Annotated in this window: 15 protein-coding genes and 1 tRNA gene; 5 read left to right on the top strand and 11 right to left on the bottom strand. The window is 38.0% G+C overall.

The features are described from left to right. The first annotated feature begins 17 nt into the window (after positions 1–17). From M0Q46_01595 to M0Q46_01575, 5 genes are all read left to right on the top strand, one after another. Positions 18–91: transfer RNA gene (locus tag M0Q46_01595), tRNA-Arg, on the top strand. A 35-nt stretch (positions 92–126) separates the two neighbouring features. Continuing rightward, entirely contained in the window at positions 127–774 is a 648-nt protein-coding gene (locus M0Q46_01590) for a histidinol phosphate phosphatase domain-containing protein (protein MCK9582307.1), read from the top strand. Further along, positions 771–1457 carry a tetratricopeptide repeat protein gene (locus M0Q46_01585; protein ID MCK9582306.1) on the top strand — a complete coding sequence of 229 codons (687 nt, stop codon included), beginning with the start codon at positions 771–773 and terminating at the stop codon, positions 1455–1457. The genes M0Q46_01590 and M0Q46_01585 overlap by 4 nt, the downstream gene beginning before the upstream one ends. Next, positions 1454–2797: an alginate export family protein gene (locus M0Q46_01580; protein MCK9582305.1), complete on the top strand. Its 1344-nt coding sequence runs from the start codon at positions 1454–1456 to the stop codon at positions 2795–2797. The genes M0Q46_01585 and M0Q46_01580 overlap by 4 nt, the downstream gene beginning before the upstream one ends. Before the next feature lie 13 nt (positions 2798–2810). Continuing rightward, positions 2811–4994, top strand: a complete 2184-nt coding sequence (locus M0Q46_01575) for a glycoside hydrolase family 57 protein (protein ID MCK9582304.1) — start codon at positions 2811–2813, stop codon at positions 4992–4994. 997 nt (positions 4995–5991) lie between these two features. On the opposite strand, the gene M0Q46_01570 is transcribed toward M0Q46_01575, so the two are convergent. The 11 genes from M0Q46_01570 to M0Q46_01520 all read right to left on the bottom strand — a co-directional run bounded on the left by M0Q46_01570 (position 5992) and on the right by M0Q46_01520 (position 16542). After that, positions 5992–6693, bottom strand: coding sequence for a ChbG/HpnK family deacetylase (locus tag M0Q46_01570; GenBank protein MCK9582303.1), 702 nt, complete (start codon positions 6691–6693; stop codon positions 5992–5994). Further along, entirely contained in the window at positions 6694–7710 is a 1017-nt protein-coding gene (locus M0Q46_01565; protein MCK9582302.1) for an aspartate-semialdehyde dehydrogenase, read from the bottom strand. It abuts the gene before it with no gap. A gap of 20 nt (positions 7711–7730) precedes the next feature. After that, positions 7731–8792: a 3-isopropylmalate dehydrogenase gene (locus M0Q46_01560; GenBank protein ID MCK9582301.1), complete on the bottom strand. Its 1062-nt coding sequence runs from the start codon at positions 8790–8792 to the stop codon at positions 7731–7733. A gap of 40 nt (positions 8793–8832) precedes the next feature. Beyond that, positions 8833–9321: a 3-isopropylmalate dehydratase small subunit gene (leuD, locus tag M0Q46_01555; GenBank protein ID MCK9582300.1), complete on the bottom strand. Its 489-nt coding sequence runs from the start codon at positions 9319–9321 to the stop codon at positions 8833–8835. Positions 9322–9690: 369 nt separating this feature from the next. After that, entirely contained in the window at positions 9691–10950 is a 1260-nt protein-coding gene (gene leuC / locus M0Q46_01550; protein MCK9582299.1) for a 3-isopropylmalate dehydratase large subunit, read from the bottom strand. Positions 10951–11118: 168 nt separating this feature from the next. Further along, a complete protein-coding gene (locus tag M0Q46_01545) occupies positions 11119–12672 on the bottom strand; it encodes a 2-isopropylmalate synthase (protein MCK9582298.1) in 1554 nt (517 codons plus the stop codon). Positions 12673–12706: 34 nt separating this feature from the next. Further along, entirely contained in the window at positions 12707–13498 is a 792-nt protein-coding gene (pssA, locus tag M0Q46_01540; protein ID MCK9582297.1) for a CDP-diacylglycerol--serine O-phosphatidyltransferase, read from the bottom strand. Continuing rightward, complete coding sequence (locus tag M0Q46_01535; protein MCK9582296.1) at positions 13495–14112, bottom strand: phosphatidylserine decarboxylase; 618 nt, start codon at positions 14110–14112, stop codon at positions 13495–13497. Before M0Q46_01535 ends, pssA begins: the two co-directional genes overlap by 4 nt. A 220-nt stretch (positions 14113–14332) precedes the next feature. After that, positions 14333–15037 (bottom strand): flagellar motor protein MotB, encoded by a 705-nt coding sequence (locus M0Q46_01530; protein ID MCK9582295.1) that lies wholly within the window; start codon positions 15035–15037, stop codon positions 14333–14335. A 73-nt stretch (positions 15038–15110) separates the two neighbouring features. After that, positions 15111–15773 carry a flagellar motor protein MotB gene (locus tag M0Q46_01525; protein ID MCK9582294.1) on the bottom strand — a complete coding sequence of 221 codons (663 nt, stop codon included), beginning with the start codon at positions 15771–15773 and terminating at the stop codon, positions 15111–15113. Further along, on the bottom strand, positions 15745–16542 hold the full coding sequence (locus M0Q46_01520; protein ID MCK9582293.1) for a MotA/TolQ/ExbB proton channel family protein: 798 nt from the start codon (positions 16540–16542) through the stop codon (positions 15745–15747). The genes M0Q46_01525 and M0Q46_01520 overlap by 29 nt, the downstream gene beginning before the upstream one ends. Between the last annotated feature and the right edge of the window lie 99 nt (positions 16543–16641).

Here is a 16641-nt window from a genome sequence, read left to right as displayed (position 1 = left end):
TATAAACTTATGCTTTTGCCCTCGTAACTCAACTGGATAGAGTCGCTCCGTCCTAAGGAGAAGGTTGGTGGTTCAAGTCCGCCCGAGGGCGTTTAAAACCTATCGCAAAATGCGAGGTTGAAATTTATGATTGACTTACACACACATACATTTTTTTCTGATGGCACACTTACTCCTTCTGAGCTCGTTTACCGAGCAAAGCTTGCGGGGTACAGTGCTATTACATTAACAGATCATGGCGATTTTACAAACTTTGACTTTATAATTACCAGAATGAAAAAGGCCTCATCAGACCTTTCAAAGTATTACAATATAAAAGTCATTACGGGTATAGAAATAACATATGTGCCACCTGAAAAAATAAAAAATGCCGTAGCACTTTGCCGTAAACTAGGGGCAAAAATTGTTGTTATACACGGGCAAACACCAGCGGAAATGGTACCAGAAGGTACAAACCTATCGGGCATTATTGCCAAAGCAGATATAATTGCTCATCCTGGATATATATCTGAAGAAGAGGCATCCCTTGCCGCTAAACTTGGCGTTTATCTAGAAATTACAACCCGTAATGGGCATAACACAACAAATGCCCATGTTGCAAATACAGCAATAAAAGCTGGCGCGAAACTTGTGTTAAATTCAGACACACACCACTTTACCGATCTGCTTACAAAGGAAATTATAATAAATACTCTAAACGCAAGCGGTCTTAACCAAAACACATATAGAGAAATGCAAGAAAATGCCAAATCTCTTATAGGAGACAAAAAATGAATTCGTCGCAAAACAATCACAAAGACATAACTGCCTTAGCATTAAACTCTGCAGTTTGGATAAAAAAGAATCTTTCAACTTTTTATTTAATTTGCGGTATAGTTGTAGGCTCAATTTTACTTATAATTGCCTTTTACTACAGAAACACAACTCTAACATTGCGCTCAGAAGAACGCCTTAGCGTTGCTCAAAGCATGCTTTATAGCGATAAACCAGAAGATGGGGTTAAAATTCTAGATGAGATAATTACTTCTTATGCAAACACAGCTGCAAGTTTTAGGGCAAGCATTATAAAAGCTCAACACCTATCAGATACCGGAAATTATAAAGATGCAGAAGATATTCTTATAAAACTTTTGGTTTCACCAAAACCAAAAGAACTTGAACAATTTGCTTTTCCATTGCTTATTAAAGTGCAGGAAAATGCCGGCAAATATAAAGAAGCTATATATAATTACAATGATTTCTTAAAAAAATTTCCAAACAGTTACCTTGTACCTTCAATGCTGCAAGACCTTGCTATGCTTTATGAAATTGCGGATATGCCCAAAGAAGCAAAAACAACTTATGAAAAAATAACCATGCAATTTCCGGCAACAAATTGGTCTGCAAAAGCGCAACAACGCCTTGTAACAATTAGCGGCACAGTTCCTGATCAAAAAGTTGTGGAGCAAAAGCAATGAAAAAAATAAATATTTTTTCAATATCACTTTTTTTCATCATTGTTTTTTTATTTTGTGCAAAACTCGCCGTCGCCACAACACTAAATATTGACACTGAGTATCGCCTGCGCGGTGTTAGTTACTCTGAAACACATTTTGATCAAACTGCCTCTTCGGTGCCATTAAGTTATTACAGCTCTCGCCTAAAAATTTTAATTGGTGCAACCCTTCCCGGCAATGTAGAAATTGGTTCTGAGTTTTGCGCAATTGGCGTTGCCGGTGGCGGCACAAAAACTGTTTTTGCAGTACCCTACCAAAAAACCGATTTTACACCGTATGTAGAAACTGTTTACTTAAAAATTAAAAACTTTAACGAACTTCCATTAGATTTAACAATCGGCAAGCAACACCTTGTTTTTGGCGATGGACTAATAATTTCTGATGATGATAGAGGCTTTACCGCTCTTAGAGTCGATGGACATTTTTTAGCACCGCTAAAGTGGGATGGAACACTTTTTACTGCAAAAGTTAGCGATAATTTAAAACCTGATAGCGATTGCGATCTTTTGGGCTTAAACATTAACACTTTATGGAGAGAACATCTTTGGGAGTTAGGTTACTTTGAAGAACGCGATTTTTCCGGAAGCAATTATAAACGAGGGTTGCTTGCAACATCAACAACCGAGATTATTAAAAATTTTATAGATTTTCGTATAGGCAAAAAAGAAAAACTATCAAACTATCAGTTTGAACTTGCAAAACAAAGTGGCTACATAACAAAAGCTGATGGCACAAAAACAGACCTAGACGCACTTGGCTATGTTATCAGAGGAGAACTTATTGGAGAGAAAACAAAACTTGGCAAAGTTAGCGCAAAAGCACTTTTTTCTTATGCCACAGGGAACGATGATACAAACTCACTTTCAAGCACAGATAAAGCCTTTACACCAGATTTTACAGCACGCTATGACGGTCTTGAAAGAAAGGGTTATGGCCAACTTTTTGGGGCAACTGCCTTTGATGGTTTTTACACAATACCTGCATCATTTTCCGGTATAAACACCTTAAGTTTAGGAACTGATTTTTCACCAGTCTATGCTTTAACCTTTGGTGTTTATTACTATTTATACTCTGCATCACAGGGTCCAAAAGGTGCTCCAGAGGCCTCTGGCTTTGAACGCTTATTTAACGCTAACTACACATTAGGCGTTGAAATGGATTTAAGCATGCGCTACGAGTATTCGAAATATTGCCAGTTTGCTCTCTCATATGCCAGATATACGCCACCAGTGTTTGAAGCACTTTGGCCGCTATCTGCGCCTGCAAACCGCTACCAACTAGAAGTAATTGCAAAATTTTAACCATAGTATTTTAATGAAAAAAATCAAGCTTGCTTTTTTGTGGCATCACCATCAACCTTTATACAAAAATCCTAGTACAGGTATTTACGAACTTCCATGGGTAAAATTGCACGCTACAAAAGATTACTTTGACACTGTGGCAATTTTAGATGAATTCCCAAAAATAAAAGCCACATTCAACCTTGTACCGTCTTTAATTGAACAAATAGAAGAATATGCTTCTGGAACAGCCAAAGACCTATTTACTGACATAACATTAAAACCAGCCACAGAGCTAAGCAAAGACGATAAGGTATTTCTTCTGTATAATTTTTTTATGGCAAACTGGGAAACAATGGTTTTGCCAAATAAACGCTATAAAGAGTTGCTTGAAAAACGCGGGAAAAACACCTCAAAAGAAACACTAAAAAGAGTTCAGGCATATTTTTCATCTGCCGAATTTAGAGATCTTCAGGTTTGGTTTAACCTATCATGGATGGATCCATACTGGAAAAATAACGATGAACTAATAAAAACACTTTACGAAAAAGGGAGAGATTTTACCGAAGAAGAAAAAAGCGCGCTTGTAAAAAAGCAAAACGAAATTTGCGCGAAAATCATCGGCAAATATAAGGAAGTACAAGATAGGGGGCAAATAGAGGTTTCAATAACTCCATATTTCCACCCAATATTGCCATTATTATGCGACACAAACAGCGCACGCATAGCAACACTGGACATTACTCTTCCTGTCAAACGCTTTAGTCAAAAAGATGACGCACAAAATCAAATTACACTTGCAATAGATATTTATGAAAAACACTTTGGCAAAAAACCACTTGGTATGTGGCCTGCCGAAGGATCAGTTAGCGAAGAAGTGGTTCCTTTGTTTGCAAACTCTGGCGTACATTGGATAGCTACCGACGAAGAAATACTTTATAAAACACTCAGCCAACAGCACACAGAAAAAAATAAATTATTATACAAACCATACAAAGTAAAAATTGCCAACTCCGAAGTTGACATAATTTTCAGAGACCGCTCGCTTTCAGACGCAATTGGTTTTGTATACTCAAAATGGAATGCGGAAAGCGCAGTAAACGACTTTATGACAAAACTGCACTCCATAAAAAACTCAACTCCAGATAATGAAGAACCTTTTGTTGCCGTAATATTAGATGGAGAAAACTGCTGGGAATATTACGCAAACGATGGCTGGGACTTTTTACGAAAACTTTATTCTGCCATCAGCACAGACCCAGAAGTTGAAACAGTCACAATTGGCAAATACCTGCAAAACAAGAAAAATAAAGATATTCTTCCAAAGCTTTTTGCCGGCTCATGGATAAGGGGCAACTTTGGTGTTTGGATAGGCCACAACGAAGATAACACAGCATGGCAGTATCTATATGATGCAAGAAAATGCCTTGGAGAAGTTGCACAATTAAACCCGCAAATCACAAGCTCTGAAAAATATAAATCTGCTATGCGCAGTATTTATGCCGCAGAAGGCTCAGATTGGAACTGGTGGTTTGGCGATGAACACACTTCAGAAAATGATGAAATATTTGACCGTTTATTTAGGGAGCATCTGATAGATGTATATATAAAACTTGGGCAAATCGTACCCGATTACTTGCATAAACCCATAAAAGGTGCTCAAAGCAGAAAACCAACACTTGAACCCGTTGATTTAATAACACCTAAAATTGATGGTATCGTTACAAACTATTTTGAGTGGTTGGCGGCTGGATACTACGAGGTTGGCCATACCGGCGGCTCAATGCATCAGGTTGAAACCTTAATTAGATCATTTTATTATGGTTTTGATCTTGAAAAGCTTTATATTAGAATTGACACTAAGTACAAACTCAGCGCAAAAGAAAATGAAAATGTTTCCTTTGAAATAGATTTTAAATCACCAAGTTTTACAAAAGCATTTTTTGAGTTAAAAAGTGGGGGAAATGTAGAAAATTTTGAGCTAATTACTCTCATAAAACAACAGAAAAATGAAAAATTAACTGAAATTTCAGCAAAAAATATAATCGAGCTTGCAATACCACTAAATAAGCTAATAATAGAAAAAACTCAAGAAAGAATTGAATTTTGTATAAGAATTTACAGAAATGGCTTAATTATTGAAAGTTGGCCACTTGGAGGCACGGTAACCCTACCGGCTTCAGCTGAAGATTTTAAACTAAAAAGCTGGTCTGTTTAAAACATCTGTTAAAAAATAACCTATCAAAAGATTTCCAAATTCTACATTCTACGACCTAAAAATACCACAATAATCTTGAAAAAAACAAAAGTTATGTTGCAAATGTTTGCAATTTATTTAGAGTAAAACATTAACTAGTTGGTTCCGATAAGTTATATTATGTTAAGTTAATGGCACATTGAGCCATTTTTATTTATAAAAACCAATACTTCATATACAACACCAAAAATACTAATAAACTTATATAATTATTTATATGTTCATATTTAACATTAAGTAATTATTTCTGGCACTCATTTTTTATCCTTTATTTCCCTTTTTTATTGGCAAAAAAATATTTTTTAAAAAATTGGTTAAAGTTTTGGTTTAAATGATACAAACCTCAAGATACCAAAAAATTTCACAAAACAACCCAAAGCACTTAAAAACAAAGACCATACATTAAACTTTAATTTGTAAAAACCGTTAAACAATAAGCAAAAACAGGCCAAGAATGGGCAAAAAAAATTAGGACTTAACCCATTTGTACATAAACCTTCAAAAAACTCCTAACACATGAAAACCACTAATAACTAAAGGCAGTCAAAGCAAAGCACTTTTTACCAGCAAATGACATAAAAAGCACAAAGAAATGAATATTGAATAGAGTATGGTTAATTGTGGCCAAATTCGGTGTGTTTTATGTAAATTTTGAGTAAATATGGTGGTCAAATGAAGGTTTTTATATGTTTAAAGTTAATGAACCTAAAAGAACGGCATTGCCTGTATGTTTCGGTTGGTATTCACTTGTTGGGTAATTTGTATGGCAAGGCAACACACCCATATTGCATCCCCATATCAATAAACCTAAAATTTAAGAAAAAAGAGGGAAAACAAGATTATTGTTTCCCCTCTTTTCCCTATAGCAAATTTAACTAACTAAATTTAAGTTTCTGCAACTATTTGGCCACATCAAAAATATGTGAATTGCAAAAAAACAACTTAATAAAATATTTAACTACTGTTTCTTTGGCAGTAAATTACAAAAGTTTGTTAATTCTATTTTTTGGTTGGTTAAGTATTCTTTGAGTTGCTGTTGGCAACAATGCGCAAGCTCGGCCTCGCGCCATAGTTCACCATAGCCCGGATGTGTCATAAGCTCTGCGGCAGTATAATCTTCGTCAATATTCCCCCAATACCAGCCCTCTATGAAATGATCGGGAAATATGAGGCCATAACTATTTGCAATTTTATTTGCCTGCTCAAAATTGCTTTCTTGCGAATAGAACTTCTTAAATAAACGCACAACTGGTACTTTATACTCTTTAGCTATCTGGCATACCGGCTCAAACACATCTGAAATAAGGTGTGAGTGATGGTGGCTGTCTATGTGATCCGGAGTAAAGCCAAAAGTAAAGAACTTATCCATTTGCCTGCGTATTTCGGCTTTTAGTATTTCTGTTGAAACCACACTGCCATTAAGCCATGATACAACAACACCTCTTGCGTGGTCTATTTCAAAAAACTTATCTAGGTCTAAATGAATGCCAAGTGTAAGTGATGGATTTTCTTTAGCGAGCCTTACTGCCTCTTGGCTGCCTTCTCGCTCAACAAATAAAGAAGCACTGCTAACCACACCCTTTTGATGGGCGTAGATTATACCTTTGTTTATTCCTTCGCGATAGCCGAAATCATCGGCATTTACTACAAGCTTTTTCAATTAAATTATCCCTTGACTAATAAGCTCTTCACCAATTTGTACAGCATTTAATGCCGCACCTTTAAGCAAATTATCAGAAACAATCCACATTGTCAGGCCATTTGTTGTAGAGATGTCTTCCCTTATTCTGCCAACATAGGTTAACTGTTTATTTTGCGCGTAAAGTGGCATTGGGTATTTTTTGTTTGCGACATCGTCAATAACTTCAATTCCATCTGCCTTTGAAAGAAGCTCGGTTGCCTGTTTAACCGTTAATTTTTTTTCTGTTTCTATCCAAACAGTTTCACTATGGCTACGCACAACAGGCACGCGCACGCAAGTGGCAGAGATGGCAATACTATTATCACCCATTATTTTGCGTGTTTCATTCGCCATTTTCATTTCTTCTTTTGTGTAACCGTTCTCGGTAAAAACATCTATTTGAGGTATCAGGTTAAAAGCAATTTGATACTGAAACTTTGAGGCCTGAGGTATTGGCTCATTTTTTGCCCATGCACGGTTTTGAGTTTCTAACTCGTAAATACCTTTGGCTCCAGCACCCGAAACCGATTGATAGGTTGAAACAATAACCCTTTTAATTTTTGCGGCATCGTGCAGCGGTTTTAACGCAATTACCATTTGTATTGTAGAACAGTTTGGGTTTGCAATTATTTTTTTATCTTTTGAAAGATCATGCGGGTTTACCTCAGGCACAACAAGTGGAACTTCTTTGTCCATTCGCCATGCACTTGAATTATCTACAACAAAACAACCGTTTGCGGCAAATATGGGCGCAAACTCTTTTGAAATGGCTGCCCCGGCACTAAATAGCGCAAGGTCAAGGTTTTTTGCCGACTCAGGAGTTAACTTTTCTACTGCAACTTCTTTGCCTTTATACTTAAGTGTTTTGCCAACAGAGCGCTCGGAGGCGAGAAGTTTAAGCGATTGTATCGGAAATGCTCTGCTTTCCAGCATTTTAAGCATTTCTTCGCCAACGGCTCCTGTTGCGCCAACAATTGCAACTCTATACTTTTTCATTTTCGGCAAATCTCCATAATTTATAGTGTTTGCGCAATAAAGTCACCCATTTCAGTTGTAGACATACCCATTTTACCAGCAGCTAAGCTTTTTATTTTTCCTGTTGAAAGCGCTTTGATTACGGCATTTTCTATACTCTTTCCGGCGACTGTTTCGCCGATTACTTCTAACATCATTCCACCAGCACAAATTGCCGCAAGCGGATTAATTACATTTTTACCTGTATATTTAGGTGCTGAACCACCTATTGGCTCAAACATTGAAACACCTTGCGGGTTAATGTTTCCACCAGCGGCAATACCCATTCCGCCCTGAATCATAGCGCCAAGGTCGGTGATAATATCGCCAAACAAATTATCGGTAACTATAACATCAAACCACTCCGGGTTTTTTACCATCCACATACAAGTTGCATCAACATGGGCGTAATCGGTTTTAACAGTTGGATACTCTTTTGCAACTTCATAAAAAGCTCTTTCCCATAGGTCAAAAGCATAGGTGAGCACATTTGTTTTACCGCAAAGAGTTAGTTTGTTGCCTTTGTTTCTTTTTTTCGCGTATTCAAAAGCATAACGAATGCATCTTTCAACACCAAAACGGCTGTTAACCGATTCTTGCAAAGCAACTTCTTGCGCGGTGCCTTTTCTTAAGAAACCACCCACGCCTGTGTAAAGGCCTTCGGTATTTTCACGAACAACAACAAAATCAATGTCGGCAGGTGTTTTACCTTTAAGTGGGGTATCAACATTTGGATAAAGTTTTACCGGGCGTAAATTAATATATTGGTCTAACTCAAAACGCAAACGCAGTAACAACCCTTTTTCTAATATTCCGGGCTTTACATCGGGGTGCCCAATTGCGCCAAGATATATCGCATCAAATTTTCTAAGCTCGGCTATTACACTTTCTGGCAAAATTTCGCCAGTGCGCATATAGCGTTCGCCGCCAAGATCATATTTTGTCCAATCAATTGTGAAGTTATTTTTTTTAGCCGCTACTTCCGCAACTTTAATACCCTCCGCAATAACTTCTGGGCCTGTGCCATCACCACCGAGAACAGCAATCTTGTAATTCTTACTCATTTTAATTTTTCCTCCGTCTCGCCTAAAGCAGACTTAATTTTTATTTTTTATTCTTCAAATATTTCAACAGGCCGCCTTTTTTAATTATCTGTTGCATAAATGCAGGAAACGGCTCTGCTTGATAAACGCATTTTTTTGTTATGTTTTTTATTTCACCACTTGCTAAATTAACCTCTAATTCATCACCTTTTGAAATATCCTTTGCGGCTTCCTCACACTCAAGAATCGGTAAACCAATGTTTATGGCATTTCTAAAAAATATTCTTGCAAATGAAGTTGCAATTACAGCTGATACACCTGCAACTTTAATAGATATTGGCGCATGCTCACGAGATGAGCCACAACCAAAATTATTCTCGGCAACAATAAAATCGCCCGGATTCATATTTTTAATAAAGTCATTATCTATATCTTCCATACAGTGTTCCGCAAGTTCTTTGTATTCAGATGTATTTAAGTAGCGTGCCGGTATTATTTCGTCGGTGTTAACATTTGAACCATATTTGTGCGCTTTGCCTTTTAATACCATTCTATTTCCCCTTATGTCGCGTCCCGCCATCTGCTGGACTTAGTATTTTTAACCATAGAACTTGCAATAGATTGCTGGATTCGACGGACGACGACGGTCTTTTCCTTCCTCAAAAAGCTCGCCCGATGTTATAACATCGCTCTTACTTTTTGAGTTGTAAAACCCACGACCTCGCCCGTCTCGCTCCTAACACCTATTGCAAGGTCTATGGTTGCTTCGTTTCATACTTGGTTTGGCTAATATGATTTCGCCAAACCGCTCTACAAGGGAAAACCTATGGTTTTCCCGTTTCGTCGTCGCTCGCTCTGCTCGCTGAACCCTTTCCTAATTTGTAAGAGAACTTTATGTTTTAAACAGTTAATCTCTGTGTTATATTTGGTCAGGATCTACTATTTTGCCTTTTATTGCGCTAGATGCCGCAACAGCCGGGCTTGCCAAAAATACTTCTGATTTTGTATGTCCCATTCTTCCAACAAAGTTTCTGTTTGTTGTTGCAACACATCTTTCACCGTTACCAAGTATGCCCATATGACCACCAAGGCATGGCCCGCATGTTGGCGGTGATATTATTGCACCAGCTTTCATAAAGATCTCAAAAAGTCCTTCTTTAAGAGCCTGTGTGTATATGGTTGGCGTTGCTGGTATTATTATCAGGCGGACATTGGAATGCGCTTTTTTGCCTTTAAGAATTTTTGCGGCTATGCGCAGGTCTTCTATGCGGCCATTTGTGCAAGAACCAATTACAACCTGATCTAATGTTATTTTATTTAGCGAGCGAGCTTCTTTCGCGTTAGACGGTAAAAATGGCACAGCAACCTGAGGATAAATTTTTGAACAATCAATTTCTATAATATCGGCATACTTTGCACCCGAGTCGCTTGAAAATATTTTAAATTTCTTGCTAACTCTGTTTTTTACATAATCAAGAGTTATTTTATCTGGGGCGATAATACCGCTTTTGCCGCCCGCTTCTATTGCCATATTTGTCATAGAAAATCTGTCGGACATTTGAAGTTTTTCTATTACTGGCCCTGCAAACTCCATTGCTTTATAAAGCGCGCCGTCTACACCTATTTTACCGATAGTATGCAAAATAAGGTCTTTGCCGCAAACCCATTTATTTAATTTGCCGGTGTAAACAAATTTTATGCTTTGAGGAACTTTAAACCAGACTTTCCCGGTTATCATTGCCGCGGCCAAATCGGTTGAACCTGAACCCGTTGAAAACGCGCCTATTGCTCCATAAGTGCAAGTATGAGAGTCAGCACCTATTACCACATCGCCCGGCGCTACAATTCCCTGCTCAGGCAAAAGAGCGTGTTCAACACCAACATTCGCGCCTTCATAATAATGTTTTAGTTTTTGTTCGCGCGCAAACTCTCGTACAAACTTTACCTGATCGGCACTTTTAATATCTTTATTTGGCGTAAAGTGGTCCATAACAAGAACAACTTTGTTTTTGTCAAAAACTTTTTTTGCGCCAACTTGACGGAACTCTTTTATTGCAAGGGGTGAAGTTACATCGTTGCCAAGTGCAATATCAACCTTTGGCTCTATAAACTCGCCCGGTTTTACTTCTTTTTTGCCGCAATGACTCGCAAGAATTTTTTCTGTAATTGTTTGCAGCATAATTATTTACCATTCTCCTTTATTGATTTAACCCTTAAATCAAATTATGCAATTATTGATGTTTTGATTCTTTACTAAGTCTGTCATCTTCGGACTTGACCCGGAGATCCAGAAAACCTTTATCGTCAATACTAGATTCCCGCTTACAATCCGCGGGAATGACAGATATTATTTTTTATTTTGCGATTCTGCGACAATCTTATTTATGGTCTGTAAATATGCCTTAACACTTGCCTCTATAATATCGGTAGAGGCACTTCTGCCAACATAGCTTTTGCCATTGTATTTTACTTTTAAGTTAACTTCACCTTGGGCATCTTTGCCTGCAGAAACTGCTCTAATGGCATAATCTGTTAAAGTGAGTTTGTAGCCGGTAATTTTTTCAACTGCTTTGTATGCCGCATCAACCGGGCCATCACCACAAGACGCTTCTTGCAGTATATTTTTTTTGCCAGATGCCTTGCCTAATAACTTTGAAACACGCATAGTCGCGGTTGGTATTACACCTAAACCTGAAGCCGTGTGCAAATACTCTAAAGTATATGTTTTTGGAATTTTTACCATATCTTCTTCAACAAGCGCGCTTATATCATCGTCAAATACATATTTCTTTTTATCTGCCAAAACTTTAAACTTTGCAAATATTGTTTCTAACTCGCCTTGCTTTAATGTTGTATATCCCATATCTTTTAAACGCTTTGCCAAAGCATGGCGGCCTGAGTGTTTACCTAAAACCAATGTATTTGAATTTACGCCAACATCTTCTGGGTTCATTATCTCATAAGTTAACCTTTCTTTTAACACACCATCTTGGTGAATACCAGCCTCGTGCGCGAAAGCATTTTCACCAACTATTGCTTTATTTGGCTGAACAGGTATTCCGGTTAAAGTTGAAACCAATTTGCTTGTTCTTGCAATTTCACGGGTGTTTATGCCGTATGTTAAGTTAAAAAATGGCCTACGCGTTTTTAAGGACATTACAATTTCTTCTAAAGCCGCGTTACCGGCGCGTTCGCCTATGCCGTTAATTGTGCACTCTATTTGCCGTGCACCATTAGACAATGCTGACAGCGAGTTTGCAACAGCTAAGCCCAAATCATTATGGCAATGAACGCTTACGATTGCCTTGCTGATATTTTTTACGCGCGCAATTAAATTTTTAATCATAGTCCCGTATTCTTGCGGCATTGCGTAACCAACTGTGTCTGGAATATTTACAGTGGTCGCGCCGGCATCTATTACACTTTCAATTACTTTGCACAAGTAGTCAAAGTTTGAGCGCACGGCATCTTCAGCAGAAAACTCCACATCTTTGCACAATGATTTTGCGTACTTAACACTGGTAATTGCCATTTGCAAAACAGCTTCATGGGTTTTTTGTAATTTCTTTTCTATGTGTATATCGGAAGTTGCAATAACTATATGTATCCTTGGGTTTTTCGCGTATTTTACGGCACCCCAGCAAGCATCAATATCTTTCTGGTGAGCGCGGCACAAACCCGCTATAATAGGCCCAGAAACTTTTTGAGCAATTAACTTTACTGCCTCAAAATCACCCGGGCTTGATGCTGGAAAACCGGCCTCAATAACATCTACACCCAATTTTGCCAACTGGTTTGCTATTTGTATTTTTTCAGCTGTGTTTAAACTTGCTCCTGGCGATTGCTCGCCATCTCTTAAGGTTGTGTCAAAAAATATTACTCTATTATTTTTCGTTTTCATTTTATTTTCCTGTTTTATTTATTTTTTTACTGCCTTAGACATTTTTTTGATTAAAATCGGAGTGTGCCAAACGCCTAAGTCGGATGTACCTGACTATATACCCCATAAGCCCTGAGAGCAAATATAGGGTGAATATAATAAAAATTGTGTTTTGCGGAAATGCAATAATTAACAATAAACCACATACAATAAAAACTAGAAATTTTATATTTTTAGGGTGTGCCAATTTGAAACCTTTAAATGCCATATAACGCACCTGCGAGAGCATTAAAAACGATATTATAACCATAACTATTGGTATTGCATGAAAAAATAACGGCATCCTCTGCATTATTAGCGGAATTGTTTTTACGGTTATAGTGCTGCTGCCTGGTTCTGATAAAAATAACTCATAACTTAAAACAAAAGAAGCAAGCACACCTGCAGCCGCCGGAGATGGCAAACCCATAAAATCTGAGCGACATAAACCTTCTTTTGCGCGTACATTGTATCTGGCAAGTCGCATAGCCACAGCCATAACATAAAAAAGGGCTATGGCAACACCAACATTCCCTCTGATATTTAAAACAATCTGATACATTAAAATAGCAGGAGCCACACCAAAAGAAATAAGGTCGGCCATAGAGTCGTACTCTATGCCAAAATCACTGACAGTTTTTGTCCAGCGGGCAATTCTACCATCTAAAATGTCAAAAAACATAGCGCCTAAAATAAACCAAGAAGCTATTGAATACTCATTTATTGTGGAATATAACACAGAGAGCATTCCGCAAAATAAATTACCTGTTGTAAATAAATTAGGCAATATATAGATACCTTTTTTCATTGCGCAATTTCACCTATAATTGTTTTTGCACCAACAACTTTATCCCCAACCTGCACCTTTATACTCGCCAAATTTGGCATATATATATCTACTTGCGAACCAAACTTAATTAAACCAATTTTATCACCAACACTAATTATTTGACCGGGCCTAACATAGCAAATAATTCTACGCGCTATAATACCGGCAATTTGCTTAACTTCAAAAAAACCGTTTGTGTTTTTTATAATTACAATATTTTGCTCATTTTCGCTATGGGCCATTTTATCCATAGCTGGCAAAAATTTGCCTTTTTTATATTCTACACTTACAATTTCCCCTGACACCGGCGAGCGCTGTAAGTGCACATTGAAAACCGACAAGAAAATTCGCACAACGGTCAGACCGCGTTCAGAGGTTATTTCCATAACTTTACCATCTGCTGGCGAGATTATAAAGCTTTTTAGGTCTGAAACTTGACGAGTTGGGTCTCGAAAAAAGAAAACACTAAAAGAACCAAAAACAAATGACAAAATAGCAAAAATATAAAATAAAAAACCGAAGTAGCTCAAAGCCAAAAAAACAAGGCCGAGCAAAAATGAAATAACTACAAATGGAATACCTTCTTTTGCCATACGCACTTGAGGATTATATTAGATAATTGGCTTGAGTGTCAATTTTGTGTACGAGCCTCTACAAAGTTACTTTTTAGATGACTTGAAAGGCACAGGATGCTAAGAAATAAAAGCCTCTTTGCTCATGGCAAAGAGGCTCGTTTATATTTGCAAAGACACACCAGTTGAATTTAAAGTATTATTTAACTTCTACAGAACCGTCAAATTCAGCGAGAATACCTTATACTTTTGACATATTACTTACAATATTAATCTCAATGCGTCTATTGTAGCTACGGTGTTCATTGCTGTCATTGGAAAAAAGAGGGTGATATTCCCCATACCCTGCAGCGGCGAAACGCTGCGGCGGTATACCTTCGTTATTAATAAAAAAACGGATGACCTCCAATGCTCTGCTCTGAGACAATTCCCAGTTGGACCGCATTTTGCCAACGCCGTGAAGAGGGATATTATCGGTATGCCCCTCTATGACAATATCGTTGTTGATTCCTTTTAATATCATCGCTATCCCATGAAGGATGCCCTTGAATTCTCCGTGTAATTCACATTTTCCCTCTTCAAAAAGTATCGGCACATTCAGAGTAAGTTTTATTCTTTCCAAATTTTTGTGTACAGTAACATACTTGCTGAGATTCTGTTTCTCAATGATCTCATTGAGTTGCATCTCGGTTTGGTCAGATTTTTGCCTTTCCTCAAGCTCATTTTTCAGCGATTCGGAAATCTTACCACCCATTTCAATCTGTAGGGAGGAAATAACCTGAGAGTATTTTTTATCTTCACGCGAGGCATAGGCAAAAGCAAACAATAGAAGAAAAAGAATCATCAGCACACTCATGAAATCAGCATAAGGAACTATCCAGAGGTCACTCGTGTCAATCTTTTTTATTTTTTTTTTGGTAAAGAGTTCAAAAATGGATTTTTTCATTGATGTCCTTCATCGCAACTGCTTTCCGTTTTATTTTGAAATGTAAGCTCTGCGACTACATAGAACAGAAATGTCATTTATTTTTAAGTATATTTATTTCTATTCTTCTGTTTTTTGCGCGGTTTTCATTAGTATCATTGGGAGCCACAGGACGGAACTCGCCGTACCCCAGTGCAGACAGGAGAGCAGGATCAAGATGCTCTTCGTCGCTGAGGTAACGGATAATGCTAAACGAACGTGCTGAGGAAAGTTCCCAGTTTGAATCATATTCTGCAGATTTAATAGGGACATTATCGGTATGGCCTTCAACAATAACACTGCTGGGGATACTGCGGATTATTTCGGCTATCTGATGCAATGGGGCTTTCGTTGAGTCCTTAAGAACTGCTGAGCCTGAATCAAAAAGTACAGGGCTCGGCAGGATAATTTGTATTTTCCCCGGGGTTATTACCACATTCTTGAATTCCTGGCGTATTCTCTCCTCAAGTTGTCGCTCTCTTTCCAATTCTCTATCAATATTCCCCATCACTTCCTTGACAGCGCCTTTCTTTCCGGCAAATGATTCAGAGAAAGAAGCGGCGGCGATTGCACGGTCGGCAGGCGTAAGCCAGGTAAGACAGTAACACATAAGGAAAAAAATCATCAAGCTACTGACCATATCTGTATAAATGATCATCCACAAGGAATTGGTCTTGTGAGTATATTCACTACTCCGTTGGTATTGCCAGAACTTCATTTTTCCCTTTCATTTTACGGCCTTTTGCCGCCATGAATGACTGTAGCTTCTTATTAACGATAATTGGAATATCTCCTGCCTGGATTGAAAGAATGCCCTCTATCATCACTTCTTTCATCAGCAGTTCAGTATCGGTGTAGGCATCAAGTTTATTGGAAATCGGGAGGAACACAAAATTTGCTAGGGCTATGCCGTAAAATGTTCCAGTAACCGCGATTGACATGGAACTTCCCAGGCTCTTAGGGTCGCTTATATTTTTTAACACCTGAACGACACCAAGCAGTGTTGCCAGAAGTCCAAATATGGGCGAATATGTTCCCATTGACCGTACTACATTGCTTACATGATAATGCCTACTCCGTATGAAGGTTATGTCCTTGAGTAAATTTTCCCGCACTAGTTCGGGACTCAAGCCGTCAATAACCATGCCGATGCCATCCTCAAGAAATTGATCTTTTATTTTTGGCATATCTTCCTGTAAGGATTGGATGCCCTCTTTTTTTGCCTTCTCGGCAAATCCGACCAAAATACTTATAATCCGCTTCGTCTCATAGGTTTCCCTGTGAAAAAACACCATTAAAAGCACACGCGGCAACTTTGCAATAGTATTGAATCTGGTTGAAATGAGCATTGACGCAAAAGTTCCGCCGAACACCAACATCGCCGCATCTCTGTTCCATAACAAATGACTCGTTCCGCCCCAATACATAACAATAATAATTGATCCTGCTCCAAGCACAAGCCCAAAAATGGTCATAATGTCTATCATTTGTATCTCCTAATAATTTGAATATTGTCATCCCCGCGTCCCGCCGCAGCGGGATTATCGAAGATCTACTATCTAAAAAACTTTCTACAAACTGCATTA

This window comes from Endomicrobiales bacterium (genome assembly GCA_023228045.1).
In the GTDB taxonomy this organism is placed as follows: domain Bacteria; phylum Elusimicrobiota; class Endomicrobiia; order Endomicrobiales; family JALOBY01; genus JALOBY01.
This window is presented reverse-complemented; position numbering and strand designations above follow the sequence as displayed.